This window comes from Streptomyces sp. NPDC058371 (genome assembly GCF_042723265.1).
Lineage (GTDB): Bacteria > Actinomycetota > Actinomycetes > Streptomycetales > Streptomycetaceae > Streptomyces.
In genome coordinates this window covers 173,214-199,384 of sequence record NZ_JBHXJC010000011.1, presented here as the reverse complement: position 1 = coordinate 199,384, position 26,171 = coordinate 173,214, and the positions used below count along the sequence as shown (strand labels likewise).

Genomic DNA, 26,171 nt, shown 5'->3' with positions numbered 1-26,171 from the left:
GTCACTGGGTAAGAGGGCCGTAAGTCCTAGGAGGTTCCCCTACTTTCAGGAAGACTCGGGCCGGAGTCGCCCCCAGGGGCACAGCACTACTGGAAGAGTCGTATCCATGCAGGTCTGGCCTGGAGAGGCGTATCCACTCGGCGCGACGTACGACGGCGCCGGAACCAATTTCGCGGTCTTCTCGGAGGCCGCCGACCGGATCGAGCTGTGTCTGCTGCACGACGACGGCTCGGAGACAGCGGTGGAGCTGCGGGAGACCGACGCGTTCGTACGGCACGCGTATCTGCCGGGGATCATGCCCGGGCAGCGGTACGGCTTCCGTGTGCACGGCCCGTTCGCGCCGGCGCGCGGGCTGCGCTGCAACTCGGCGAAGCTGCTGCTGGATCCGTACGCGAAAGCGATCAGCGGCGAGATCAAGTGGGGCGAGGAGGTCTACGGCTACCACTTCGGGGCGCCCGAGAAGCGCAACGACCTGGACTCGGCGCCGCACACGATGGCGTCGGTCGTGGTCAACCCGTACTTCGACTGGGGCGACGACCGGCGGCCGCGCACCGAGTACCACCACACCGTGCTGTACGAGGCCCATGTGAAGGGCCTCACGATGAAACATCCGGCGCTGCCCGACGAGCTGCGCGGCACCTACGCGGCGCTGGCCCACCCGGCCATCATCGAACACCTGACCAAACTGGGCGTCACCGCCCTGGAACTGATGCCTGTTCACCAGTTCGTGAACGACCACCGTCTGGTGGAGATGGGCCTGAACAACTACTGGGGCTACAACACCATCGGCTTCTTCGCCCCGCACAACGCGTACGCCTCCTGGGGCGACCGCGGACAGCAGGTCCTGGAGTTCAAGTCGGCGGTCCGTGCGCTGCACGAGGCCGGCATCGAGGTCATCCTGGACGTCGTCTACAACCACACGGCCGAAGGCAACCACCTGGGCCCGACGCTGTCCTTCAAGGGGCTCGACAACCCGTCGTACTACCGGCTCACCGACGATCCGCGCTACTACATGGACACCACGGGAACCGGCAACTCCCTGCTCATGCGCTCCCCGCACGTGTTGCAGATGATCATGGACTCGCTGCGCTACTGGGTGACCGACATGCACGTCGACGGGTTCCGCTTCGACCTCGCGGCGACGCTGGCCCGGCAGTTCCACGAGGTGGACCGGCTGTCCTCCTTCTTCGACCTGGTGCAGCAGGACCCGGTGGTCTCCCAGGTGAAGCTGATCGCCGAGCCCTGGGACGTCGGTGAGGGCGGCTACCAGGTGGGCAACTTCCCGCCGTTGTGGACCGAGTGGAACGGCATGTACCGGGACACCGTGCGGGACATGTGGCGGGGTGAGCCGCGCACGCTCGCGGAGTTCGCGTCCCGGCTCACCGGTTCCTCCGACCTCTACCAGGGCGACGGCCGTCGCCCGCTCGCCTCCATCAACTTCGTGACCTGCCACGACGGCTTCACCCTGCACGACCTCGTCTCCTACAACGAGAAGCGCAACGACGCCAACGGAGAGGACAACCGCGACGGCGAGAGCCACAACCGGTCCTGGAACTGCGGAGCCGAGGGCGAGACCGACGACCCGGCCGTGCTGGAGCTGCGGGGGCGCCAGATGCGCAACTTCCTGGCGACGCTGATGCTCTCCCAGGGAGTGCCGATGCTCAGCCACGGCGACGAGTTCGCGCGCACCCAGCGCGGCAACAACAACGGCTACTGCCAGGACGGCGACCTCTCCTGGGTGCCGTGGCCCGAGGACGGCAGCGAGCTGCTGGACTTCACGCGCGCGATGGTGTGGCTGCGGCGCGACCATCCCGTGCTGCGGCGCCGGCGCTTCTTCCACGGGCGGCCGGTGGAGGGCACCCACGACGACCTGTCGGACATCGCCTGGTTCACCCCGGAGGGCAAGGAGATGACCCAGCGCGACTGGGACTCCGCGCAGGCGCGGGCGCTGACCGTCTTCCTCAACGGCAACGCGATCTCCGAACCGGGCCCGCGCGGCGAGCGGATCTCGGACGACTCGTTCCTGCTGATGTTCAACGCCTCGCCCAAGACACTGGAGTTCGTGGTTCCGGTCGATCACGGGCGGCAGTGGCAGGTGGTCGTCGACACCGCCCGCGCGGACGGGGCGGCCGCCCCGGAGACCGGCCCGAAGATCCAGGCCGGCGACCGGCTGACCCTGGTGGACCGGAGTATGACGGTGCTGCAGCGACCCGCCTAGCCGGGGTCGTTGCCGGAGTGGAGTGCCCGGCCGGTGAGTGAGCGGTCCGCCCGGCCGGGGACATGATCGGTGCCGGAGGGCACGCGCGCGTGGAGGGCGTTTTCTGGCGCCGCCCTCCCCGTGTCGTGCCCTTCCGTCGTACGCCCCTCCCTGTACGGCCTTCGCGAGTACGTCGCCGGACGCACCGTCAGCGCGATCGCACAGGTGAGCGCGGCGGCCGTGCTGCCCACGGAGAAGGCCGCGGCGGGTCCGTACGACTCGGCCAGCCGGCCGGTGACCGCGACGGCGAGCGCCTGACCGCCGACGATCGCGCTCGTCGCGAAGGCCATCGCCTCCGCGAGCCGGGTCGGCGGCACTGCCCGCTCGGTGAGCCCGAACACCGTGATCAGGTGGGGCGCGTAGGCGATGCCGAGGACCGTGATGACGGCGTACAGGCCCCCGAGGGTCTCCGTCCACAGCAGCGGCAGCGACAGCAGGAGGGACGCGGCGGTCGCCGCCCGCCACCGCGCGCGCAGTCCGCAGCGAGCGGGCACCGCCGCCATGGACAGCCCCGCCACGGCACTCATGACGCCCATCGCGGCGTACACGAGCCCCGCCTGATCCGGCCGGCCGAGACGGTCGGTGAGCGCGGTGATCCCGGCCTGGCAGGCCCCGAACATGGCGCCCTGGAGCGCGAGGGCGGCGCGGAGGGCGTGGACCGAGCGGGGCATGCGCGGGCGTGCGGGGGGCGTGCGGGCGGCACGCGCGCGTGTTGGATGCGGTGTTCCGTGCGCTTCGGGCGCGGGCGGCTCGGGCGGGCGCGGTAGCTCAGGCGGGCGCGGGAGCGCGGGCGGCTCAGGCGGCTCCGGCGGACGCGGCGTTCCGTGCCCGGCCGGCACAGGGGGCTCCGACGGACGCCGTGTTCCGTGCCCGGCCGGCACAGGGGGCTCCGACGGACGCCGTGTTCCGGGCGCTACGGGCGGCTTCGCCGGGCGTACCGCGGTGGCCGTGGGGTGGAGGGCGAAGGCGGTGCCGCAGACGGCCGCCAGGACCGTCGCGCCGGACAGCGCGTACGCGGGGTGGGCGAGCACGGACGCGACGCCCACCAGGGCGGGTCCCAGGACGAAGGAGATCTCGTCCAGTGTGCCCTCGAAGGAGAGGGCGGCATCGACGGTGGCCTCGTCCGCCTCCGTGCCGCGGGCCAGGGCGACCACCCGGGCCCGGGCCAGCGGGCCGATGAGGGGCACGCTCGCGCCGGCGAGGACGCCGAGCAGCGCCAGGGGCACCACGGGCAGCCGGACGACTGCCCCCGTCACCAGGGCGGCGATCGCGAGCGCGTTGGCGAGCGAGAAGACGAGGGAGACGGTGCGCTGGCCGTGCCGGTCCGCCAGCCGGCCCACCAGCGGGCCGCAGGAGACCTGTCCGACGGCGAGCGCACCCCCCACCAGACCCGCCGTGGCCAGGGAGCCGCTCGTCCGGGCGACGAGCAGCACACTGCCGAACTGGACGGTGGCGGTCGGCAGCCGGCCGAGGAAGGACACGACGGGCAGCGACGGGCCGGTCAGCCCGATCACCGTGCGGTACGTCTTCAGCGTGCCGTGCTGCCCGGAAGTCCCCATCGGTCGAAACTAACCACCCGCGAGCGTGCCCGCGCATGCGTCGATGACACGAAAGGCGGCCAGGCGGGTACGTAGGTTCCCATGACATCTGAGCGTCCTGACCCGCTGGTGGCCCCCACGGCGACGTACCGGCTGCAGCTGCAACCGGAGTTCACCTTCCGGGCCGCCGAGGCGGCCGTGCCGTACGTGGCCTCGCTCGGCGTCTCGCATCTGCACCTCTCCCCCGTCCTGGAGGCCGTCCCCGGTTCGACGCACGGCTACGACGTGGTGGACCACGCGCGCGTGCGGGAGGAACTGGGCGGCGAGGAGGGCCTGCGTTCGCTGGCCCGCACCGCGCGGGAGCACGGCCTGGGCCTGGTGGTCGACATCGTGCCGAACCACATGGCGATGTCCCCGCGGCACAACCGCCCGCTGTGGGAGGTGTTGCGCGAGGGCCCCGACTCACCGTATGCGCGCTGGTTCGACATCGACTGGGAGGCCCAGGACGGCCGAGTACTGCTCCCGGTGCTCGGACAGCCGTTCGGGACGGAGATCGAGCACCTCGAGGCCGACGGCGACGTCCTGCGCTACTACGACCACGTCTTCCCGCTGCGCGCCGGCACCGAGAAGCTGCCGCTGCCGCAGCTCGTCGACGCGCAGTGGTACCGCCCGGTGTGGTGGCGGCTGGCCCGTACCGAGCTCAACTACCGGCGCTTCTTCACCATCTCGGAGCTCATCGGGGTGCGGGTGGAGGACCCCGACGTGTTCGCCGCCACGCACGGCAAGATCCTGGAGCTGCTCGACCAGGGCGTCGTCGACGGGCTGCGCATCGACCACCCCGACGGCCTCGCGGACCCCGACGCGTACCTGCGCCGGCTGCACAAGGCCACGGGCGGCCGCTGGACGGTGGTCGAGAAGATCCTCGCCGACGGGGAGCCGCTGCCCGCGGCCTGGCCCGTGGCCGGCACCACCGGGTACGACGCCCTGCGGCACGTGGACGGCCTCTTCACGGACCCGGCGGGCGCGGGCGAACTCCTCGGCCAGTACCGCCGGTTCGCGGCGCCGCAGGCCGACCGGGGCGGTCACTACGAAGCGACGGTGCGGCGCGCCGCGTACAAGGTCGTCACGCACGAACTGGCCGCCGAGGTCGACCGGCTCACCCGCGCTGCGAGCCGGCTGTGCGCGGCCTCGCCGGACCCGGTCCTGCGCGACCGCGCGCCCTGGGCCCTGCGCACCGCGCTGCGCGAGCTCCTGGTCCGCCTCGAGGTGTACCGGCCGTACACCTCCGGGGACGCGGCGTCCGTCGTCACCGAGGAGGCCGCGGCCGAGGCCCGTACGGTCTTCACGGTCCCCGAGGAGGCACAGGCCGTGGAGGTCGTACGGAACCTGGTGGTCGGGCGGGCCGGGGACGAGCCTGGGCACGCCGAGTTCCGGGCCCGGTTCGCGCAGACCGCGTCCGCGCTGCGCGCCAAGTCCGTGGAGGACACGGCGTTCTACCGCTACGTGCCGCTCCTGTCGACGAACGAGGTGGGCGGAAACCCGGGCAGTCCCGCCGTGTCACCCGAGGACTTTCACGCCTACTGCGCGCGCGTGCAGCGCGACTGGCCCGCCACGGGCACGGTGCTGTCGACGCACGACACGAAACGCAGCGCCGACGTCCGTGCGGCCCTCTCCGTGCTGACCGAGTGCCCGGATCAGTGGGCCGACGTGCTGGCCGAGGTGACCCGCGTCGGGGCCGGGGTGCCCGACCCGCAGGTCGCGTGGGCGGCCTGGCAGACGGTCTTCGGGCTCGGCCCCGCGGACGGGGACCGGGTCCGGGGGGCCCTGCTCAAGCACGTCCGGGAAGCCGGGCTGCACACCTCGTGGACCGAGCAGAACCAGGCGTACGAGGAGGAGGTCGCGGCGTTCGTCGAGGAAGGCCCGTGCGGGGCCCCTGGGCAGCGCGTGCACGACTTCCGGGGCACCTTGGAGCCGTGGATCCGGGCCAACGTCCTGGGGGCCGCTCTGCTCCACCTGACGATGCCGGGCGTACCGGACCTCTACCAGGGCACCGAGGGCGAGTACCGGGCCCTCGTCGACCCGGACAACCGACAGCCCTTCGCTCCGCAGGAGCTGCCGTCCGCGAAGGCGGCGCTCACCACGGCCGCCCTGCGGCTGCGCAGGCGGCGCCCCGGCGTCTTCGGCGACGCGGCGACGTACACGCCACTGCCGGCCACGGGTCCGGGGGCGGGGCACTGCGTGGCGTTCGTCCGCTCCGGGGAGGTGATCACGGCCGTCACGCGGCTGTCCCTGCGGCTGGCGGAGGCGGGCGGCTGGCGCGACACGCGTCTGGAGCTGCCGCGCGGCCGGTGGGCCGATCTGCTCGTCCCGGGGCGGGAGTTCACCGGGCACGCACGCGTGGAGGAGCTTTTCGCGCAACTGCCGGTGGTGCTGCTGGAGCGGATCGCCGACGTCAGCGAAGGCGCACCAGAAGGCTCCGGGGTGAACGGCTGACCAGCCCCTCCGGCCTGGGCCGGAAGCCGGGCACCCAGCGCAACTGCGGCAGCGCGGCGAGCAGCGCACACAGCCCGTGCTCGGCGGTGCGGCGGGCCAACTCGGCGCCGGGGTTGCCGGGGCGGATCCCGAGGGGGGTGTACGCCGACACCCCGGCGTCGGCCGATAGGGCGCCGTACGCGAGGTGTTCGGCGTCGGCCCGGAAAGAGTCGTACGCGAGGTGTCCGGCGTCGCTCCGGAAAGCGCCGTACGCCGGTCCCTCGGCGTCGGTCCGGAAGACGCCGTGCTCCAGGTCTCCGGCGTCGGCCCGGAAGGAGTCGTACGCGAGGTGCCCGGCGTCGCTCCGGAAAGCGCCGTACGCCGGTCCCTCGGCGTCGGTCCGGAAGGTGCCGCGCGCCAAGTCTTCGGCGTCGGCCCGGAAGGCGTCGTAGCGGTCCGGGTCGGTGAAGCGGGCCGGGTCCCGGCCGGCCGCGCCCGGCAGACAGGCGACGGTCGCTCCCGCGGGTATCGCGCCGACCGGCTCGGCGGCCCGGCGCAGGACGATGTGCAGCGGCGGGTCGCGGCGCAGGGACTCCGCCCAGGCCCCGGAGATGAACCCGGGATGCGCGCGGATCAGCTCCAACTGGCCTGGACGATCAATGAGGTTGGCCAGGAACGACGCGAGGGCGTGGCCCGTCCCCGCGGCCGCGTCGAGCAGCGTCCCGGCGAGGCCCGTCACGGTCGCGTCCGGCAGCGGACGGCCGTCGACCCGGGCGGTGCACAGCACCGAGAGCAGATCGGCGCGCGGATGCGTCCGGCGACGGGCCACCAGCGGGCGCAGCAGGGCGTCCCAGGGGCCGCCGGGAGCCTCGCGCAGGCCGCCTCCGGCGCGCGGACTGCCCCCGCCGGCGCGCCCCATGTCCTTCGTGCCACCGTGCACGGCGGCCGTCACGTGCGGGACCCCGCCACCCCGCAGGCACCAGTCCCGGACGCGTGCGGTCGCCTCGCGCGGCAGACCGAGCGCCACGACCACCGCGGCGGCCGGCAGCCACTGGCAGAACTCGGTGACGAGGTCTGCCTCCTGCCGCGCGGACAGCCGGCTGGCGAGCACATGGGCGACCCGCCCGATCCCGGCGGTGAGGGCCCCCTCCTGGAGCGCCGAGTGCAGCAGGGCTTCCGCGCCCTCGGTGTGCGCGAGCGGCCGCTCCCCCGGCGTGACGAGCCGGGGGTCCGCGAGAGCGGCGCGTACATCCGCGTACCGGCTGATCAGCCAGGCACCGAAGGCCTCGTCGTACACGAGCGGCGAGCTCTCACGGAGCCTGCGGTAGAGCGGGAACGGGTCGGACTCGATCTCGGGCGCGCGCAGACTCGCCGGGGCCGGGCGCGGGGGTGGCTTCTCGAGCGCCGGGGCCAGGGGCGTGGCACCGCCGGGCAGACCGTGAGGACACAGCACCGCCGGCCTCCCGCCTCGGTGTCTGCGCGCGGAGAATCGCGCGCGGCTGTGCTCAGCCGACCACCGCGGACGGTGGAGCGCAGTCCACGTACGCCCGTACGGGTGACGCCGGCGCCGTCCCGTAGGACCACGAACGGCGCAGGAGGTCGCCGAAGGCCTCGGCCGCTCCCGTCAGCGGCACGCGCGAGAAGACGGTCAGCGGCCGCTTCCAGGCGGGGTCGACGGAGAGCACCGCGCAGTCCTCGCCGACCGCGTCGCGCACCAGGTGCGAAGGCGCCGTGCAGATGCCGACCCCGGCGGCCGCCATGCGTACGGCGGTCGAGGTGTGCTCGGTGAACTCGGCCGTACGCGGCCGGAAGCCGGCCTGTCCGCAGGCCCAGTCGAGGAAGCGCTGTCCGTGGACGACGGGCTCCATGGCACAGCGGACCCAGGGGCGGTCCGACAGTTCGGTGAGCCGGACCGTCGTACGGCCCGCGAACCGGTCGTCGAAGGGCACCACGACGACGATCTCCTCCTCGCCCACCGGGACGACGCTGCCGGGCCAGTCCGTCGGCGCGGGCCCGACGGCGAGGTCCGCGGCACCGCGCTCGACCTGTTCCTCCAGGACCTGAGACGTGGCGTACTCGTGCAGGTGCAGCAGGACGCCGGGGTGGAGGGCACGCCAGCGCGCGAACACGTCGGGGAGGACACCGACGGCGACGGAGTGGACGGCGGCGATGTGCAGTTCGCCGCCCTCGGCCCCGGCGGCCGCGCGCCGGGCCTGGGCGGCGCTGCGCACGGCGAGTTCGGCGTGGGGCCGGAAAGCGCGGCCCATGGGCGTGAGGCGCACACCGCGCGGCATGCGCTCCAGGAGGGGGCCGCCGACCGACTTCTCCAGGGCCTTGATCTGGTGCGAGAGCGCGGGCTGGGTGACGTGCAGGGCCTCCGCTGCCCGGGTGAACGAGGCCTCCTCGACGACGGTCAGGAAGTACTCCATCTGACGCAGGCTCATCCCCGAGTCGAGGCTCACCTCGCCCACGCGCGCGTGCGGGTCGTCCGCGGCACCGCCCGGCTGACCGGTCCCCGGAGCGTACGGGTAGCGGGCGCGGGCGACTTCACCGCGCGCCGCGGGATCGTGCTGGCGACCGGCTCTCGCCCGCGTACGCTCCCGGGGCTCACGCCGGACGGGCGGCGCGTGGTGACGAGCGACGACGCCCTCTTCGCGCCCGGGCTCCCCGCGTCCGTCCTGGTCCTGGGCGGCGGGGCGATCGGCGTCGAGTACGCCTCGTTCCACCGCTCCATGGGCGCGGAGGTGACGCTCGTGGAGGCCGCCGAACGGCTGGTGCCGCTCGAAGACGCCGACGTGAGCCGCCACTTGACGCGCGGTCTCAAGAAGCGCGGCATCGACGTGCAGGTGGGGGCACGGCTGCTGGACGCCGAACCGCTGGAGGACGGGGTACGCGCGCGGGTGCGCACCGCCCGCGGCGAGACCCGCACCGTGGAGGCCGAGCGGCTCCTGCTGGCCGTCGGACGGACTCCGGTCACCGACGGCCTGGACCTGGCGGCGGCGGGGCTCGCTCCCGATGAGCGCGGCTTCGTGGCGCCGGCCGACTGGGATCGCCTGGAAACGGCCGTACCCGGCATCCATGTCGTGGGCGACCTGCTGCCCCCGCCGTCACTCGGGCTGGCCCACGCCTCGTTCGCCGAGGGCCTGTTGGTGGCGGAGACACTGGCCGGCGTCCCCTCCGGGCCGGTCGACTACGCGGCGGTGCCCCGGGTCACGTACTCGTCCCCGCAGACCGCGTCGGTGGGCCTGACCGAGGTGGAGGCACGCGCGCGTGGGCACGAGGTCGACGTCAACACGATGCCGTTGACCGCCGTCGCGAAGGGCATGGTGCACGGCCAGGGCGGCATGGTGAAGGTGATCGCCGAGCAGGGCGGCGGGCAGGTGCTCGGAGTGCACCTGGTGGGTCCGAACGTCTCCGAGATGGTCGCGGAGAGCCAGCTGATCGTCGGCTGGGACGCGCAACCGTCCAACGTGGCCCGGCACATCCACGCGCACCCGACACTGTCGGAGGCGGTCGGCGAGGCGTTCCTCACGCTCGCGGGGCGCGGTCTGCATCAGCAGTGACCGGTCCGGGGGCACGGCCTCCCCGGGCAACCAAACGGCGCCCTTTTACCTCGCCGGGCCCCATGGAGTCAGTGGTTCGGGGCGCGGAGTAGCGGTAGCGGCAGTGCGGTACCCCCCGCTGCCGGTAAATGCCCCCTGGCGCCCCCTGGAGCCGCCCCGGCAAATCCTTGACAGTTCATCCAATACATGGAGTACTGCGGATGCGACGTCGGGCGGACAAGTCGGGGGTGAGTCTCCTGCCGGAGCATCGCTACCCCAGTGTGATCGAACTCGTCTCGTCAGCGCGGGCGCTGACGGCTCACCGTCCCGCGCTGTGCGGGCTGAAACAGGTCGGCGTCTCGCGCGCGGGCAGGCCGCTGCACCTGCTGTCCGTAGGGCATGCGCCCCGCGCCGTGCTCGTCGTCGCCGGCGCGCACGCCAATGAGCCCACCGGCGGTTCGACGCTGCTGGCGCTGGCCGAACGTGTCGTCCAGGAGCGGGAGTTACGGGCCGACACGTCATGGCACTTCCTGCTCTGCGCCGACCCGGACGGCGCGAGCCTGCATGTGACGCCGGCGCCGCGCACCCTGCTCGACTACCACCTCGGCTTCTTCCGCCCGGCGGGGCCCGAGCAGCCGGAGTGGTCGCCCTCCGTGCTGCCGCCCGACCGGCTGCCGCCCGAGACGCGCGCCCTCACGCGGGTCATCGACGAACTGCGGCCCTACCTCCAGGTGACCCTGCACGGGACCGACCTGGGCGGCAGCTGGGTGCAGTTGACCAAGGACATCCCGGGGCTCGCCGAGCCGTTCGCCAAGTCCGCGGCGGAGCTGCACATCCCGGTGGAGACGGGTGCCTCGGACGCCGCCGGCTGGCCCGCCTCGGGGCCGGGGGTGCATGTGATGCCGGCGCCCGGCTCGGACGCGGCGTACCCGAGCATGCCCGACGACGCCCGGCACAGCACCTGGTACCACGCCCACCGGTACGGCGGTCTCACGGCGGTCGTCGAGGTGCCGATGTGGGCGAGCGACCTCGTGGACGATCCGGCCCCGCATCCCGCCCCGGTCGCCGCGCTGAGGCACCTCGCGGGCCGGCTGACGCGGGACGCGACGCAGGTGGAGCGGATCCTCGCCGAGGCGATGCCGCGGCTGCCGGGTCCCGACGGGCCGCTGCTGCGCGCCGCCAAGTGGGCGCTGGAGCTGGTGCCGGGGCTGGCCGGGGACTGGGTCCATGGCCCGCCTCCGGACAGCACGATGGCGTACATCGGGAGCGTCGACGCGTTCGGCCGACGGCTGCCGCTGCGGGCCGCCGCGATGCTGCTGCGCGTGCTTCAGGAGGCCGACGACCTCGCCGCCCCGCGCCTCCAGGAGCTCGTCGCCCTCTGGAGCGAGGCCTTCGCCGAGCGCTTCCGCGCCCGCTGGGTACCACTGGAGCACCAGGTCGAGCACCAGTCCCGCACAGTGATCGCGGCGGCGCGCCACGCCCGCGACAGGGCGGCATGAGGAGGCCGCGTGGCGGGTGGATGAGTGGCGGGGGTGACGGGCGGGCGCGAGGGGCGGGCCCGGGGCGTACGAGACTGTGGGGGGCGTGGGGGCGTCCTCACCGCCGCACCCCCTCACCCCTCACCCCTCACCCCTCACCCCTCACCCCGCCAACGCGAACACCGCCCGCGTCTCCGCCCTCATCACGCAGGAGTTCGCGAAGGTGCGGCCGTACTCGATGCGGCGGCCGGACCACTCGCCGCGTGCGGAGACGGTCACCGGCGCGTAGATCATGGGGCAGACGGCGTCGGCGCTGAGCGGGATGCGGGAGATGTCGCCCTGCACCGCCCGGAGTTCCTCGCAGGCCTGTACCGCGCGGACATGGCCCTGGGGCGGGTCGCAGAGCAGCAGCGTGCCGCGGGTGTCGTTGGAGCGGGTGTCGCCGGTGGTGACGGTGAGGTACAGCCAGTTGTCCGGGATCGTCTGCCGGGGCGCCGCCTGGGCCGGAACAAGGCCCACCGCGAGGAGGGCCGTCGCCGCCAGCAGTGCGCCACGTACCGCGTGAGTGCTTCTCGTCATTCCCGGTGCATCGGCACGGCGGCCCCCGAGCCCCACCCGGGCTCACCCGAATGGGAGTGCGCGGGCGCGTACCGCCCGGCCAGTTCGAAGGCGGCGAGCACCACGCGTGCCTGGAACTCGACCTGGCGGGCGACCGGTACCCAGCACGCCTCGTAACCGTCGTGGTAGTCGGCGCACCAGGCGTCGATCAGCCGGTCGAGCTCCGGCAGCACACCGGCCGCGTCGGGCCCGGCGCCGCTCGCCAGCTGGTGCAGCAGTCCCGCGGTACGCAGTGCGACCCGGCGCCCCGAGATGCCCAGCGCCGTGAGGCGGGCGGTGTTGAGCGGGGGCAGCGACCGGGTGCCGTCCGCGTGCGTGTCGGGATCCCATGAGTCGGCGAGCCCGGGGCCGACCAGTAAATAGTCGTCGACCGGCGCGAGGAGGCGAGCCGCGTCCGGCACGGCGCCCAGCGATGGTCGCAGCCGCGCGAGTATGCCCTCCAGAAGCCCCGTGTCGTGACGCAGTGACCGGCTCACGGTACGCAGCACCGCGTCGCCGTCGGCGGCGGGCAGGGCGTCCTCCACGGCGGCCACGCCCCACATGGGCGCCTCGACGACGGCCGTCACCGTGCCGTACGGATGCGGGTGGAACCACGTGGACTGCACCGCGGCCTCCGTGATGGCGGCGGCGAGGTCGCCCCGGCGCGGGGGCGGGATGCGGTAGACGGCGGGACCGAGCGTCGGCCAGTACAGGGTGTCGTACGGGCCGAGTTCGCGCGGAATGCCGAGCCGGGCGGCGGTGTGCGCGACGCGCTGCGGGAGGCCGGGCAGGTCACGCGTCAGCTCCACGAAGCCGCCGCCCACGTCGACGCCGTGCAGGGAGCACTGCAAGAAGGGCCGCAGCTCGTCCTGGAGCTCCAGGAGGGTGCGGGTCTCGGGCAGGGCGGCGCGCTCCGCGCCCTCGGGCAGCCACTCGGGCTGTTCCATGAAGCCGGGGCGGAAGAAGTTCCGGAAGTAGTGACCGAGGGCGTACGGGCCCGAGAGCCAGCGCTCGTTGTGGCGCGCGCCGTCGGGGTCGAGGCAGAGCAGCAGGTTCCAGGTGGCGTCGGCACCTTCGCACAGCCGCGGGTCGGCCAGGGCCCGCTCGGCGAGCCGCAGGACGGTGGCACCGCCCACCGGCTCGTTGGCGTGCGGTCCGGCGACGACGAGGGCCTGACGGCTGCCGTGGCCCACGGAGAGCAGCCACAGGGGCTTGCCTGCCCGTGATGTCCCCGCGCGGCGCAGCCTGGCGTCCTTCGGGTGGCGGGCGACGAGCGCGGCCGCGCGGGCGCTCAGTTCGTCCAGGGTCGGATAGCGGAGGAGTGGCGGCAGGGCACACCTCCACTGCGTGGTGCCGTCGGTTCACCTGGTGTGCCTGGTGTACGCACGTACGCACAGTCAGTCACGGCTCCAGGGGTACGTCAACACCGCGGAACGACCCGGGAGTTGTCGAACTCGCAGCGTAAATCCCAGGCCAGAGCTCGGCCGACGGGCGCGCCGGCACGACGGCTCGCGTCGGTCGCGGGGTCCCGTGCAACGGCTCGGCGGCTCGTGCCTGAGTCGCGCGCCCCCGGGACGGCTCGCATCAGCCACCGGCGCCCGCACGACGGCTCGCGCAGCGCCCGGCGCCGTACAACCGCTCGCGTCAGTCCGAGGAGAGCCGGAAGTCCATCCGCCCGAAGCTCACCTGGTCGCCGTCCCGGACGACGGCGGCGCCGATCACCCGCCGCCCGTTCACGGACGTGCCGTTGGTCGAGCCGAGGTCGCGCAGCACCCACAGGCCGCCCTGGCGGCGCAGTTCCGCGTGCACACGGGAGACCGTCTCGTGATTGAGCCGCAGACCGCTCGCGGGGTCACGGCCGATGCGCAGGGGATAGCCGCTCTCGGGGTGCGGCAGCAGCAGTTTGGGCAGCCGCTCGGCCCACCAGGCCCTGCGCAGCCGCACGCCGAAGCCGGAGACGGCCTCGACACTGCCGAACACCAGCCGCGACCAGCGGCTCTCGGGCCGCAGGTCGGCGGTGAGCACGGCGAGTTCGTCGGACCGGCGGGCGGCGAGCGCCAGCTCCATGCGCCGGATGAACGTGTCGTGCGAGAGGCGCCCCAGGGCGGCGCCGTCACGGAGCACCTTCAGCGCCCTGTCACGCTCGGCGTCCGACAACCGCGCGGGGTACGTGTGGAACTCGAAGGACGACGTCACAGTGGTGATTGTCGGACAGCGCGGGCAGGGTGTCCAGAAAGCGGGTCGACGGGGAAACGGCCGACAGGGCACTTCGGCGCGGCAAAAGGGTGGATTCAAAAGCGAATTGATCTCGGATGACGCAGGATGGACGGGCTACGTCACGCTGAGCAGACGAGGGAGAACCGTCCGTGCAGTTCGAGGTGTGGGCACCACAGGCCGACAGGGTGACGCTCCACTGCGGCGACACCACGCATGCGCTGCAGCGCGATCCCGCGCGCGTGGGGTGGTGGACGGGAGAGGCGGACGCGCGGGACGGGACGCGGTACGGGTTCGCGGTGGACGACGGACCCGTACTGCCCGACCCGCGCTCCCGGCGCCAGCCGGACGGCCCGGACGGGCTGAGCGCGGTCGTCGACCAGGAGCGGTACGGCTGGCGCGTGGAATGGGCGGGGCGCGCGCTGCCGGGTGCGGTGCTGTACGAGCTGCACGTGGGCACGTACACGCGCGAGGGGACGCTCGACGCGGCCGCCGAGCGGCTCGGTCATCTCGCGGAACTGGGCGTCACCCACGTCGAGTTGATGCCCCTGTGCCCGTTCCCGGGGCGGCACGGATGGGGGTACGAGGGGGTCTCGCTCTGGGCCGTGCACGAGCCGTACGGCGGCCCCGAGGCGCTGAAGCGTTTCGTCGACCGGGCGCACGAGCTCGGCCTGGGAGTCGTGCTCGACGTCGTGCACAACCACCTGGGGCCCTCGGGCAACCATCTCCCCGCGTTCGGACCGTACTTCACGGACACGCACCAGACGCCCTGGGGCTCGGCCGTGAACCTGGACGCCCCGGGTTCGGACGACGTGCGGGCGTATCTGATCGGCAGCGCGCTGGCCTGGCTGCGCGACTACCGGCTCGACGGCCTGCGCCTGGACGCCGTGCACGCACTGGTGGACACGCGCGCGTGCCACTTCCTGGAGGAGCTGTCGACGGCCGTCGACGAGCTCGCCGCCGACCTGGGCCGGCCGCTCTTCCTGATCGCGGAGTCGGATCTCAACGACCCGCGGCTCATCACCCCCCGCAAGGAGGGCGGCCTCGGCCTGCACGCCCAGTGGGACGACGACTTCCACCACTGTGTGCACACGGCGCTGACCGGTGAGTCCCAGGGCTACTACGAGGACTTCGCGCGGGCCCCGCTCGCGGCGCTCGCGAAGACGCTCACGTCGGGCTACTTCCACGACGGAACGTATTCGACCTTCCGGGGACGCCACCACGGCCGCCCCCTGGACCGCACGCGCGTGTCGGCCCACCGCCTGCTCGGCTACACCCAGACCCACGACCAGGTGGGCAACCGCGCCCAGGGAGACCGGCTTTCGGCGTCCCTCTCCCCCGGGCTGCTGGCCTGCGCGGCCGCGCTGACGCTCACCGGCCCCTTCACGCCGATGCTGTTCATGGGCGAGGAGTGGGCCGCGGGCACGCCCTGGCAGTTCTTCACGGACCACACGGACCCGGAGCTGGCGGAGGCCGTGCGCCGGGGCCGGCGGCGCGAGTTCGCGGCGCACGGCTGGGCCGAGGAGGACATCCCCGATCCGCAGGACCCGGCGACCCGGGACCGTTCGTGCCTCGACTGGTCCGAGCCGGACCCCGGGCACGGCGACGGGCTCCACGCGCGCGTGCTGGCCTGGTACCGCGATCTCATCGCCCTCCGCCACCGTCACGCCGACCTCTCGGACCCCGACCTCGCCGCGGTCAAGGTGGCGTACGACGAGGCGGGCCACTGGCTCGCCCTGCGACGCGGTGACGTGCGCGTGGCCCTCAACCTCGGCAAGGAGCCGGCGGTGATCCCGCTGGGCATCCGGCACGTACGCGTGCTCGCCGCGTGGGAGCCCGTGGAGGCTCCGGGCACGGACGGACTGCTGAGCCTCCCGGGCGAGTCCTGCGTGGTGCTGACGCAGGCGTGAGAAGGCGCCGTGACGGCGGGCCGACGCAGGCGCGAGAAGGCCATGGCGGCGGGCCGACGCAGGCGCGAGAAGGCCATGACGGCGGGCCGACGCAGGCGCGAGAAGGCCATGACGGCGGGCCGACGCAGGCGCGAGAAGGCCATGACGGCGGGCCCTGCGCCGGGCCCGCGAGGCCGCTACGGCGTCTCGTCCACTCCCTCCTGCAGGTCCGTGACCCGTTCCAGCAGGATCGGCTCCCAGGCCCGGCGCAGCTGGGTCCGCAGCAGCGGCAGGGGGCTGTCGTCGGTGCCCCGCAGCCGGTCGGCGAGGCGGATCACGGTGTCGCAGCGGCCCAGCCACAGTCCGCGCAGGCAGGGGCGCGCCCCGTACCCGGCGAGTGTCGCCGCGCGTACGGCCGCGGGTGCCCCGACGGCGACGGCGAGCCCGGCGATGTCCTCGGCCGGGTCGCCCGTCACCGCGTCGGTCCAGTCGAGGACGCCCCGCACCCGGCCGTCGGCGCTGACGATGAGGTGCTCGCCCTTGAGGTCGTGGTGCACGAGGACCGCCGTGCCGGCCTGGGCGGCGAGCTGCACCGCCGCGGGCGCGGTGAGCCGGCCGAGCCGGGCGGGGTCGAACTCGTCGGCGGCGGCGAGGTGTTGGGCCGCCTCGGCGGCGGCCGCGCGCAGGGTCTCCAGGGAGCGCGGCTCGGCGCCCGGGACGCCGAGCGCCTCGGCCTGCCGCGGGGGAATCTCGCGCAGCCCGGTCAGCAGCCCCGCCAGATCCGCCTCGCCCACGGCCGAGACGGTCTGCTCCTCGGCGCTGCCGCCAGGCAGCCTGGTGTCGAGCGTGTAGCTCAGGCCGGTGGCCCACTCGCCGTGCGCGACGCTCGCCGGGACCGCGACGGGCAGGTGCGAGCGGAGGAGGTCGCGCAGGCGCAGTTCGCGGCGCTGGCGCAGGGAGGCGTCACGGTCGGGGGCGAGCCGCAGCACATGGCGCGTGCCGATCCACCAGGTCGCGTGCTCGCCGCCCTCGGAGACGGGCCGGACGTCCGGTCCCGCGCCCGCCGCCCCGCCCTCGGCGAGCAGGGAGCGGACCAGTCGGCGGACGGTGTCCGCGGTCGGTGTCGATGCCTGGGTCATGGTCGCGCCGTCGCCGTTCGAGGGAAGTGGTTGGTGCCTCTCCTCATGGTCCGCCGGTCAGTCGACGACCACCAGCTCACGGGAGGTGGTGTTGAGCCGGCGTGCGCCGTCCTCGGTCACCGTCACGATGTCCTCGATCCGTACCCCGAAGCGGCCGGGAAGATAGATGCCCGGCTCCACGGAGAAGCACATTCCGGGTACCAGGGGCTGCTCCTCGCCCTCGATCATGTACGGCGGCTCATGGGTGGTGACACCGATGCCGTGGCCGGTGCGGTGGATGAAGCGGTCGCCGTATCCGGCGTCCTCGATGACCGCGCGGGCCGCCCGGTCGACGTCCTGGCACAGGATTCCCGGTGTGACCGCCGCGACCCCCGCCTCCTGGGCCGCGCGCACGATGTCGTGCACCTCGCGCTCCTCGTCGTCGGGCTCGCCGACGTGGACGGTGCGGGAGGTGTCGGAGCCGTAGCCGTGCTTGAGACCGCCGAAGTCGAGGACGACCATGTCGCCGCGCTCGATGACGCGGTCGCCGGCCTCGTGGTGCGGGTTGGCACCGTTCGGGCCCGAGCCGACGACCGTGAAATCGACCTGGGAGTGCCCGAACTGGCGCAGCAGATCGGCGAGATCGGCGGCGACGTCCGTCTCCCGCCGGCCGGCGAAGGGAACCTTCACGATCTCCTCGTACGTGGCGTCCGCGGCCGCTCCGGCGGCTGCCAGACGCTCGAGTTCCGCCGGGTCCTTGACGGCGCGCAGCATCGGCAGGGCCTCGGTGAGGGAGACGTACCGCGTGTCCGGCAGCCGCTTCTGGAGGGCGAGCAGGTGCATGGCCCAGGCGTTGTCGCTGACCCCGAAGCCGCCGCTCGCGTCGAGGAGGGACGCGGTCGCCTCGTACGGGTCCTGGCCGTCGGTCCAGTCACGGAGCGCCAGGGTCGGGGCCGCCGCTGCCGCGTCCGGGGCCTCCAGGGTGGGCACGACCAGCACGGGATCCTGCCCGCGCCGCAGCACCAGCACGGTGAGCCGCTCGGTCTCCACGGGCCGGTATCCGGTCAGCCACACCAGATCGGGCCCTGGCGCGACCAGTACACCGTCCAGTCCGGCGTGCGCGGCGGCTTCCGCGGCCTGCCGCATCCGGGCCTCGTAGTCACCTGCGGTGAAAGGCGCGGGCGTGCCGGTCATGCATACCTCCGTCTGTCCGGACTTCCCCAGGGGGCTCCGGGCAGCATCCTGCCCCTCCGCCGCGGCGGGCGCGAGCCGGTTGGGGCCTGTCCGGCGGATCGGCCCGGTCCGAGCAACGGCACCGGACGGTCCCGCGCCTCCGGCATGGTCCGCCGGACACAGGCCCTGAGGCCGTGGCCGGCTCCCGGGGAGGTGCGCCGCCGAGAGGCGGCCCCCGGGTTCGCGGAGTTCCGTCCCGGCGGCTGCCGCTCACCGACTGCTCGACCATCAGGTGACCACGCCCGGGGTCGTGGTCAGCCGCTGCCGGCTGCCGTCGGCGTGCAGCACGGTGAGCGTGACGGCCGTGCCGGGGGGCGCGGACGCGACCGCCCGCGCGAGGTCGGCGGCCGAGCCGACGCGGGTCGCGCCGAGGGCGACCAGGACGTCACCGCGGACCAGGCCGGCGGTGTAGCCCGGGCCGGGTACGTGGACACCGACGACGACGGCTCCGGCGCCCTTGGGGGCGTCCACGGCCTCGATGCCGAGCATGGACCGGGCCTGCTCCTTCCCCGGGACCGGACTTCCGCTGCCCGCAGCCGACTTGGAGCCGGTGGACGGCACCGGCCCGGAGGGCTTCCCCGGCTGCCCCGACTGCCCGGAGGACCCCGGTTGTCCGGACGATCCCGGCTTGCCGGGGTGCGCGGGCAGTCCCGGCGCGCCGGCTCCGGCCTGCTTCTGCAGGTCGGCCAGTTTGCTCATCCCGATCACCGTGGCGCCCACGGTGCCGAGTCCGACGCCGGCCAGCACCAGGACCGTCCCGACGAACAGGCCGAAGAGCAGGGTCATGAGCCGCCGGCCGCGCCGGCGCGCGGCATGAGGGCGCCGGGGGCCGCCGCCCGGCTTCTGGCCGTCGCCCGGCTCGCGGCCCGGCATCGGCTTGGGACGCAACGCAGTCTGTTCCATGGCTCGCCTCCGGCAGATGCTCTACCCGGCGCTCCGGCGCGCGACGATTCCCTAACGAGTGAGACTGTTGTCCATGTTCGAGAAGTTTGTCCGCGCGCCAGCTGCCCCACGCGCACCGCGCACCGCCGCCAGGGACGCCCAGGCCCGCGTGGCCCGCGCCACGGTCCTGGGCGGATGGGCCGTCAGAGGTGGCTGTTACGTTCCTCGACATGACCGACCGTGCCCTCCAGCTGCTCCGCCGGGACGCCCGTCTGGCCGCGCTGGCCGCCTTCCCGTTCGATTTCGACCTGACCCGCGCGGACCATGTCGAGGAGGTCAGGCTCGCGTCGGGCGGTCCGCTGGAGCCCGTCGCCGGCGACGACACGGGGGGTACGTATTTCGTGTGCGCGGACGGTTCCGTGCTGTACGCCGACTCCGAGGGTGCGGCCGGGCTCATCGGGAACAGCGTGGACGAGGCACTGGAGATCCTGATCGGCCTGCCCGGCCGGCTCGAGTACGTGGATCTCGCGCCGGGCGACGGCGAGGAGCACATCCTCGCGCGGATCGCCGAGACGGAGGAGGAGATCCGGGAGTCCTACGGGATCGACGCCGAGCGCACCGAGCTGCGCACGGCACTCGGCCTGCCGGAGCGCCCGCCCGTGGAGCTCGTCACCAGGCTGCACGCCGCACTGCTGCGCACCGAGCCGGACTTCCTGCTCCTCAACGCCGAGGAGGGCGGCGCCTACCGCCTCCTCGAGGGGCACCGCCGCCCCCCGCTGTGGGAGACGGTGCTCGCGCCGGGCCGCGCGGATCTGTCCCTGCTGCGCGAGGGGCGGTCCTGGGACGAGGTGGCGCACGCCCCGGCGCGCCGCGCACTCGCGCTGCGCGCCGCCCAGTACGACCGCCGGGACAGCGACCTGGCCCTGCTGCGCCATCTGCTGCGGCACGAGGCGGACGCCTCGATGACCGACGAACTGCGGCTCGCCGCCGTCCTGGTGGGACTGCACGGGCGGACCGAGGACCTGCCGCTTCTGCACGAGGCCCGCGAGACGACGTACGACACCTATTGCGGGCTGGGCGGGATGCCGGAGCCCGGCGCGGACGGGGACGCACTGCGCGCATGGGCGCAGGGCCTCGACGACTCCCTCTTCGGCACCGACCCCTCGGACGAGCCCTCGTTCACCTGGACCGACCTCGCGCAGGCGCAGGGAAGGGACGAGCTGGTCCGGGTCACCCTGATACGCGCGCTCGACGAGATCGACCTGCGCGCGTTCGTGAACGCGCGCGAGGGCAGGCGTCCGGGCAGCTCGGACGCGGATGAACTGAACGCCCTGGCCCACCGGTTCGAGAGGTTGGGCGACTCCTGCCAGGCGCTGCGGGCCCAGCGCCTGTACGTGGCGCTCCAGGGGACGGCCCAGAGCCGCGTCCCGGCCCTGCTGAAGCTCGCCCGACTGGAGCGGGACAGCGGTCACCTGCCGTCCGCCATAAGGGCCTTGGCGCGGCTGCGCGAGGGGCTGGCCGAGCCGGCCGACGGCCCCTCGGCGCACTGGCGCGGTACGAACCTGGGTGTGTTCGTCGTCGAGGAGCACGACGAGGTGGCCGCTGCCGCCGGGGCCGACGGCTCCCTCGCCGAAGAGGTCCGCGAGGTCACCGAAGCCGCCTCGGGGCTCCTCGCGGAGCTCTCCGAGGCGGGCCGGGCAGCGGTCAGGCGGACGCGGGCAGCGCGGTCGCCGGCCGGCTGAAGGGCAGGGCCGGCACCTGGTCCGGCACGAAGCCGTGGGCGCGGCGGGCCAGGTCCGCAGCGCCGTAACGGCGGCAGTCCTGGTGCCACTTCAGGATGCCCGCCATCCAGTTCTGCAGCTCCACAACATAGCCCTGCATGATTCCGCGTACCTCCTCCGAGAGCTTGAAGTCCTCGTACAGGATGGGCAGTTCATGCGCGGCGACATGCTCGAACTGCTGCATGCGCTGGGTCATCAGATCGTGGATGACGCCCAGGGCGGTCGGGTAGTCGCAGCCGAAGAAGTTCTGCACCACGAGGATGCCGTTGTGGATCTCGCCCTCGTACTGGATCTCCTTCTGGTACGAGAAGACGTCGTTCAGGAGCATCGCGTAGTCGACGGCCGCGTTCTCCAGGGATCGCACGGGGCCGCTGCGGTAGACCTCCGGCGGGACCTTCGGGCCGTGGCCGAGGCGGCACAGGCCCATGGTGAGGTCGGCGCCGAAGGTGGCGCGGCGCATCTCCAGGTAGTCGACCGGGTCCGGGATGCGGTTCTGGAGCTGGTTGGAGAGCTCCCACACCCAGCTCTCCGTCATCACGTCGACGGCGGCCCGCAGCGTCCGCCGCGCGTCCGGTGTCATCTCCGCCGTCGTGCGCGCCCACAGGTCGACGAGCCCGCGCTCCATGCCGTTGACCGGGACCGGGATCTCCTCGCCGTCGACGGGCATACAGGCCGAGAGGCGTGCGGTGGTCAGCCGGGCGGCGGCCAGGTCGCGGCGGTTGCCGAAGACGAGGGGGTAGTAGTCGTCGCCGTAGGTGCCCCAGGCCAGCCACTGCGAACCGAGGTCCAGGGCCTCCTCCGTGGCGTCCGGATGGATGCCGGCGGCGCACAACGGCAGGTCGTACGCGTCAAGTTTGTCCTCGTCCCAGACGCCCTCGTGGAGCATGCCCATGCCGTGCATCCAGCCGGTGAGGCGGTGCCGGGCGCCTTGCAGGTGCGGGCTGAGCGTCACCTGGAACGGCATGTAGAAGTCGGGCAGCAGGGACGGGCCGACCTTCTGGAAGGGGACATGGGTGTACGACCGCAGCCGCTCGGCCCCGGCGGCGGAGAGCAGGGCACCGACGTCGACTGCGGAGGTGCCGAATCCGCCGGCGCCGAAGAGCGGTCCCGAGGCCGCTCCCTCGTTCATGTAGCGGCTGGAGCGCAGGTGCCACTCGTGACCGCCCGACTGCCAGTCCTGCAGACCCTGTGTGTACGCGGCGACGGCCCCGACCTCGTCCGGGGTGAGCCCCTTCTCCAGGGCGAGGGCGGGCACTTCGGTGAGTGCCGTGTGCTCGAACTGGTGCAGCCGTGAGGTGAGGATGTCGTTGACCGTCTCCGCGGCCTGCTGTGTCCCACAGCCGAAGAACGTCTCCAGGACGAGGACACCGTTGCTCAGTTCGCCCTCGTCCTCGACCTCCCGCTGGTAGGAGAACAGGTCGTTGCGCAGATGCACTCCGTCGGAGAACGTCTCCATCAGCACCCGCAGCGGCCGCGACTCGGCGACGGAGGCGGGTACTTCGGCGGTCGCGTACTCGACGAGTCCCGCGGACCAGGGCGCGCCGCCCACCTTGCGGCGCATCTCGATGTACTCGACGGGGTTGGAGACCCGCCCCTCGTTGATGTTCGAGAGCTCCCACAGCGACTCGTTCAGCAGGTGCTCGGTGGAGACGGCGAAGCGCCTGCGCCACTCCAGGGACATCGCCGGCACCGTGCGCGCCCAGAGGTCGGCGAGGCCGGCCTCCACCGGGTTCTCCGGCTCCGGCACGGGCGTGGCGAGGTCGAGCGGCATGAAGAGCGGGAGCCGGTCCAGGTAGGCCTTGCCGCCCTCGCGGTCCTGGCTGCGTTTGAAGGTCTCCAGGAAGTGGTCGTCGAAGAAGAACACCCACACGTACCAGTCGGTGATGAGCGACAGCGCCGGCCCGTCGCAGTCGGGGTGCGTGTACGCGCACAACAGGCCGTAGTCGTGCGCCTCGAGGTCGGACTGGTCCCAGATGCCGGAGCCCTCCAGCATTCCCATCCCGCGCGCCCACTCCGTCGTGTGCGCGCGGGCCTCGTCGAGATGGGGGTTCAGCCGCGCGGGATACGGCATGTAGAAGTGCGGGAGTACGAACGGCTGCGTCATGGCCCGGCCCTACCCAGGGCCTCCCGGGAGCATCCGCGGGCCGAGACATGATCACACCATCGCGTGAATTCGGACGTAAAGGGCCCTGCGAGGGCTCCGGAACGGGTCCTTCCCGGGCCGCACCCGGACTGACGCCGTGCCCCAGCCGGACTGATCCCGTGCCCCACCCGGACTGATCCCGTGCCCCACCCGGGGCTGGTGCCGTGCGTCGGCCGACGCCCGGACCGACGGCCCACCGCGTTCCGGCGCGCGGTCGCAAGGGGCGGCCCGGGTGGCCGGAACGGTCTCAAGTCACCTTTTTCGCGGGCGACATGAGAACCTGAACACAGTTCGGACAGAGCCGTCGAGGGGTGTGCCGACAGGGGGTCCTCGTTGTTCGGGGCTGATCTCTTCGCTCAGACCGCCGCCGCTGCCGCGGGCACGATGGTGGGGCTGATGACCACCGACGCGTGGTCGGCCGCCCGGCGCAGACTCACGCGGATCCTGGGCCGGGGCAGCATGGCGGACCTGGACCGCGCCCGTGCGGCGATCGACGCGGCGCCCCCCGACCGGCGTGAGCTGGTGCTGCGCGAGCAGCAGGACCAGTGGCACGCCACACTGCGCAGCCTGATCGCGCGGGACCCGTCGCTCGGCGACCATCTCGGCGCGTTCGTCGCGGAGTTCGGGTCGTCCGCGTCGTCCGTGACCGTCATTCACGCTCCCGACGCCCGGTTCCAGCTCGGCCCCGCCGCCGTGCCGCAGCGTCCGCCCGGGGCGCTCACCGTCGCTCCTCCGCTGGGCCGCCTGGACCGCCGGGTCCGCGGCCGGGAGGCCCTCCTCGACACCCTCAAGCAGCTCGTGGGCAAGCCGACCTCGGGCGTGCGGGTGCTGCACGGCATGGGCGGCAGCGGCAAGACGACGGTGGCGCTGGAGATCGCCGCGTACGCCGCCGCGCTGGGCGTCGACGTGTGGTGGGTGACCGCGGGCAACCCGGCCGTGCTGAGCGCCGGGATGCGTGAGGTGGTCGCCGCGCTCGGTACGCCCGCGGATCTCATCGACCGTGCCTGGTCGGGGCGTTCGAGCGCGACGGATCTGCTCTGGCGGCGGCTGTGCGACACGGCGTACCCCTGGCTGCTGATCGTGGACAACGCCGACGAGCCCGAACACCTCGCGCCGCAGGGGAGGTTGGCGGAGGGCACCGGATGGATCCGGCCGGCCGCCGAACTGCCGGGCCTGGTGCTGATCACCAGCCGGGACAGCAGCCCCGCGACCTGGGGCCCGTGGGCGACGCTGCACCCCGTGGACGCCCTGGACGAGGGTGACGCCACCGACGTACTGCTGGATCTGGCCGGTGAGCGGTCTGGGCCGCGGGCGGACGCGGAGCAACTCGCCCGCAGGCTGGGCGGGTTGCCCCTGGCGCTGCGGATCGCGGGCGCGCACCTCGCGGCGGCCTCCGCGTTCCCCGCCTGGCCGGGCACGCAGACGATCCGGACGTACGCCGAGTACCGGGCCGCCCTCGACGAACGGTTCACGGAACTTCTCGACGAGGAGCCGCCGGGACAGCCGGGCACCACCTCGGCCGTCCAGGTGAGCCGCACCTGGGAGCTCTCGCTGGACCTGCTGGAACGGCGTGGCATCGACCAGGCCCGGCCGCTGATGCGGCTGTTGTGCTGTCTGGGCGAGGCGCCGGTCCCGCTCGTCGGGCTGCTGCGCCCCGACCGGCTCGCCGAGTCGTCGCTGCTGCCGGGTGTCACCGCGCAGGAGCTGTTCACCGCGCTCACCTCACTGGCGGACTTCGGTCTGATCGAGCTGCACACCCCGCGCGGGGGCGGGGACGTCGCGCGCACGCTGCTGCTGCATCCGCTGGTCCGGGACGCGGGCCGCCACCAGCGGGATCTCACCGAGCACCTGGCGCAGTACGCCTCGGTCGTCGCCGACCTGGTGGTCTCGGCCACCGCCGAGCTGAGCGAGGGCGACCCGCAGGACTGGCCGCGCTGGCGACTCCTGCTGCCGCACTGCGACGCCCCGCTGGCACTCATCGACGATCCCTACGAGGCCGACGACGAGCTGGTCTCCAAGGCGCTGCGGGCCGCGGCGGCCGGGGCGCGCCATCTGTTCAAGGTCGGCTGGCTGGACCGGGCGGAGGCGGTCCTCGACGCCTGCGCACCGGTCGTCCTAGCCTGCGGCCCCCGGGACCCGGACGCGCTCGAAGTCCGTTCAGCGGCTGCGCACTTGCTCCAGCTGCGCGGCCGTCTCGCCGCCGCCGAGACCTCGGTGCGGGCGGTCCTCGACGACACCCGGTCCCTCTTCGGGGACACGGCCGGTGAGACCGCCGACGCCCGGTACGCGCTGGCGGAGCTGCTGTGCGACCGGGGCCGGCCGGCGGAGGCGGAGGCCGAGTACCGCACGGTGTACGCGACCCGCCGCGCGCTGCTCGGAGAGGGCGATCCGCTGACCCTGGCCGCGCGCAAGGGCGTGGCCCGGATGAAGCAGCAGCGGGGGCTGCTCGCCGAGGCGGAGGAGGAGTACGGACTGCTGCTCGACGCCTATCGGCACGAGCTCGGCGAACGGCACCCCGACACCCTGGCCACCCGCCACGACCTCGCCCGGCTGCGTCACGAGCGGGGCATGTTCCGGCGGGCGGACGAGGAGCTGCGGGACACCCTCGGTACCTGCGTGGAGGTGCTCGGCGAGCGCCATCCCGGCACGCTCGCGGTCCGCCACGACCTGGCCGACGTGCTGCGCGACCGGGGCCTGCTGACGGAGGCGGAGGGCGAGTTCCGCACGGTGCTGCGGCTGCGCGGCGACGCCTACGGCGAGGACCATCCGGAGACGGTCGCGGCGCGCTACGGCCTCGCCACCGTCCTGCGCGACCGGGGCTGGCCGGGCGACGCCGAGCTGGAGTTCCGCGAGGTGTTCGAGGTCCGCCGCAGGCTGCTCGGGGACATGCATCCGCACACCCTGGTGGTCCGCCACAATCTGGCCGACCTTCTGAAGGAGCGGGGCCAACTGGAGTCCGCCGAGCAGGAGTTCCGCGAGGTGTACGAGGCGCGGCGCGAGGTGCTCGGCGAACAGCACCTGCTCACC

16 protein-coding genes and 1 pseudogene are annotated in these 26,171 nt (G+C 73.4%); 7 read left to right on the top strand and 10 right to left on the bottom strand.

Features of this window, described 5'->3' with window-relative positions; translation table 11 throughout:
• Window positions 1–106 precede the first annotated feature (106 nt).
• The gene (gene glgX / locus ACFWM2_RS28335; protein WP_383285804.1) at window positions 107–2,218 is read left to right on the top strand and encodes a glycogen debranching protein GlgX; all 2,112 of its coding nucleotides are present in this window, start codon (window positions 107–109) and stop codon (window positions 2,216–2,218) included.
• On the opposite strand, the gene ACFWM2_RS28330 is transcribed toward glgX, so the two are convergent.
• Entirely contained in the window at window positions 2,215–3,816 is a 1,602-nt protein-coding gene (locus ACFWM2_RS28330; RefSeq protein WP_383285802.1) for an MFS transporter, read from the bottom strand. The genes glgX and ACFWM2_RS28330 overlap by 4 nt on opposite strands.
• Before the next feature lie 81 nt (window positions 3,817–3,897).
• Here ACFWM2_RS28330 and treY point away from each other — a divergent pair, with 81 nt between their 5' ends.
• Entirely contained in the window at window positions 3,898–6,288 is a 2,391-nt protein-coding gene (treY, locus tag ACFWM2_RS28325) for a malto-oligosyltrehalose synthase (RefSeq protein ID WP_383285800.1), read from the top strand.
• On the opposite strand, the gene ACFWM2_RS28320 is transcribed toward treY, so the two are convergent.
• Both ACFWM2_RS28320 and ACFWM2_RS28315 read right to left on the bottom strand, forming a co-directional pair.
• Window positions 6,248–7,720 carry a hypothetical protein gene (locus ACFWM2_RS28320; protein WP_383285798.1) on the bottom strand — a complete coding sequence of 491 codons (1,473 nt, stop codon included), beginning with the start codon at window positions 7,718–7,720 and terminating at the stop codon, window positions 6,248–6,250. The two genes, treY and ACFWM2_RS28320, sit on opposite strands and share 41 nt — an antisense overlap.
• A gap of 52 nt (window positions 7,721–7,772) precedes the next feature.
• A complete protein-coding gene (locus ACFWM2_RS28315) occupies window positions 7,773–8,711 on the bottom strand; it encodes a LysR family transcriptional regulator (RefSeq protein ID WP_383285796.1) in 939 nt (312 codons plus the stop codon).
• Between ACFWM2_RS28315 and ACFWM2_RS28310 the strand changes: the two are divergent.
• A pseudogene (locus ACFWM2_RS28310) lies at window positions 8,709–9,830 on the top strand (FAD-dependent oxidoreductase); the annotation flags it as partial. The gene ACFWM2_RS28315 and the pseudogene ACFWM2_RS28310 overlap by 3 nt on opposite strands.
• A gap of 227 nt (window positions 9,831–10,057) precedes the next feature.
• On the top strand, window positions 10,058–11,308 hold the full coding sequence (locus ACFWM2_RS28305) for a M14 family zinc carboxypeptidase (RefSeq protein WP_383285994.1): 1,251 nt from the start codon (window positions 10,058–10,060) through the stop codon (window positions 11,306–11,308).
• A 141-nt stretch (window positions 11,309–11,449) separates the two neighbouring features.
• Here ACFWM2_RS28305 and ACFWM2_RS28300 read toward each other — a convergent pair whose 3' ends face one another.
• The 3 genes from ACFWM2_RS28300 to ACFWM2_RS28290 all read right to left on the bottom strand — a co-directional run bounded on the left by ACFWM2_RS28300 (window position 11,450) and on the right by ACFWM2_RS28290 (window position 14,080).
• Entirely contained in the window at window positions 11,450–11,866 is a 417-nt protein-coding gene (locus ACFWM2_RS28300) for an SSI family serine proteinase inhibitor (protein WP_383285794.1), read from the bottom strand.
• Window positions 11,863–13,188 (bottom strand): M14 family zinc carboxypeptidase, encoded by a 1,326-nt coding sequence (locus tag ACFWM2_RS28295; protein WP_383285992.1) that lies wholly within the window; start codon window positions 13,186–13,188, stop codon window positions 11,863–11,865. The genes ACFWM2_RS28300 and ACFWM2_RS28295 overlap by 4 nt, the downstream gene beginning before the upstream one ends.
• A 340-nt stretch (window positions 13,189–13,528) precedes the next feature.
• A complete protein-coding gene (locus tag ACFWM2_RS28290) occupies window positions 13,529–14,080 on the bottom strand; it encodes an FHA domain-containing protein (protein WP_383285792.1) in 552 nt (183 codons plus the stop codon).
• 170 nt (window positions 14,081–14,250) lie between these two features.
• Between ACFWM2_RS28290 and treZ the strand changes: the two genes are divergently transcribed.
• Entirely contained in the window at window positions 14,251–16,008 is a 1,758-nt protein-coding gene (treZ, locus tag ACFWM2_RS28285; protein WP_383285790.1) for a malto-oligosyltrehalose trehalohydrolase, read from the top strand.
• A gap of 176 nt (window positions 16,009–16,184) precedes the next feature.
• Here the strand turns inward: treZ and ACFWM2_RS28280 are convergent, their stop codons facing one another.
• The 3 genes from ACFWM2_RS28280 to ACFWM2_RS28270 all read right to left on the bottom strand — a co-directional run bounded on the left by ACFWM2_RS28280 (window position 16,185) and on the right by ACFWM2_RS28270 (window position 19,241).
• Entirely contained in the window at window positions 16,185–17,126 is a 942-nt protein-coding gene (locus tag ACFWM2_RS28280) for an aminoglycoside phosphotransferase family protein (RefSeq protein ID WP_383285788.1), read from the bottom strand.
• Between the two features lie 57 nt (window positions 17,127–17,183).
• Window positions 17,184–18,299, bottom strand: a complete 1,116-nt coding sequence (locus tag ACFWM2_RS28275; RefSeq protein ID WP_383285786.1) for a M24 family metallopeptidase — start codon at window positions 18,297–18,299, stop codon at window positions 17,184–17,186.
• Window positions 18,300–18,566: 267 nt separating this feature from the next.
• The gene (locus ACFWM2_RS28270; RefSeq protein ID WP_383285784.1) at window positions 18,567–19,241 is read right to left on the bottom strand and encodes a PDZ domain-containing protein; all 675 of its coding nucleotides are present in this window, start codon (window positions 19,239–19,241) and stop codon (window positions 18,567–18,569) included.
• Window positions 19,242–19,450: 209 nt separating this feature from the next.
• Between ACFWM2_RS28270 and ACFWM2_RS28265 the strand changes: the two genes are divergently transcribed.
• Complete coding sequence (locus ACFWM2_RS28265; RefSeq protein ID WP_383285782.1) at window positions 19,451–20,962, top strand: hypothetical protein; 1,512 nt, start codon at window positions 19,451–19,453, stop codon at window positions 20,960–20,962.
• On the opposite strand, the gene cyc2 is transcribed toward ACFWM2_RS28265, so the two are convergent.
• Entirely contained in the window at window positions 20,925–23,105 is a 2,181-nt protein-coding gene (cyc2, locus tag ACFWM2_RS28260; protein ID WP_383285780.1) for a germacradienol/geosmin synthase Cyc2, read from the bottom strand. The two genes, ACFWM2_RS28265 and cyc2, sit on opposite strands and share 38 nt — an antisense overlap.
• 435 nt (window positions 23,106–23,540) lie before the next feature.
• Between cyc2 and ACFWM2_RS28255 the strand changes: the two genes are divergently transcribed.
• The coding region (locus tag ACFWM2_RS28255; RefSeq protein ID WP_383285778.1) for a tetratricopeptide repeat protein at window positions 23,541–26,171 on the top strand (2,631 nt) is incomplete at its 3' end.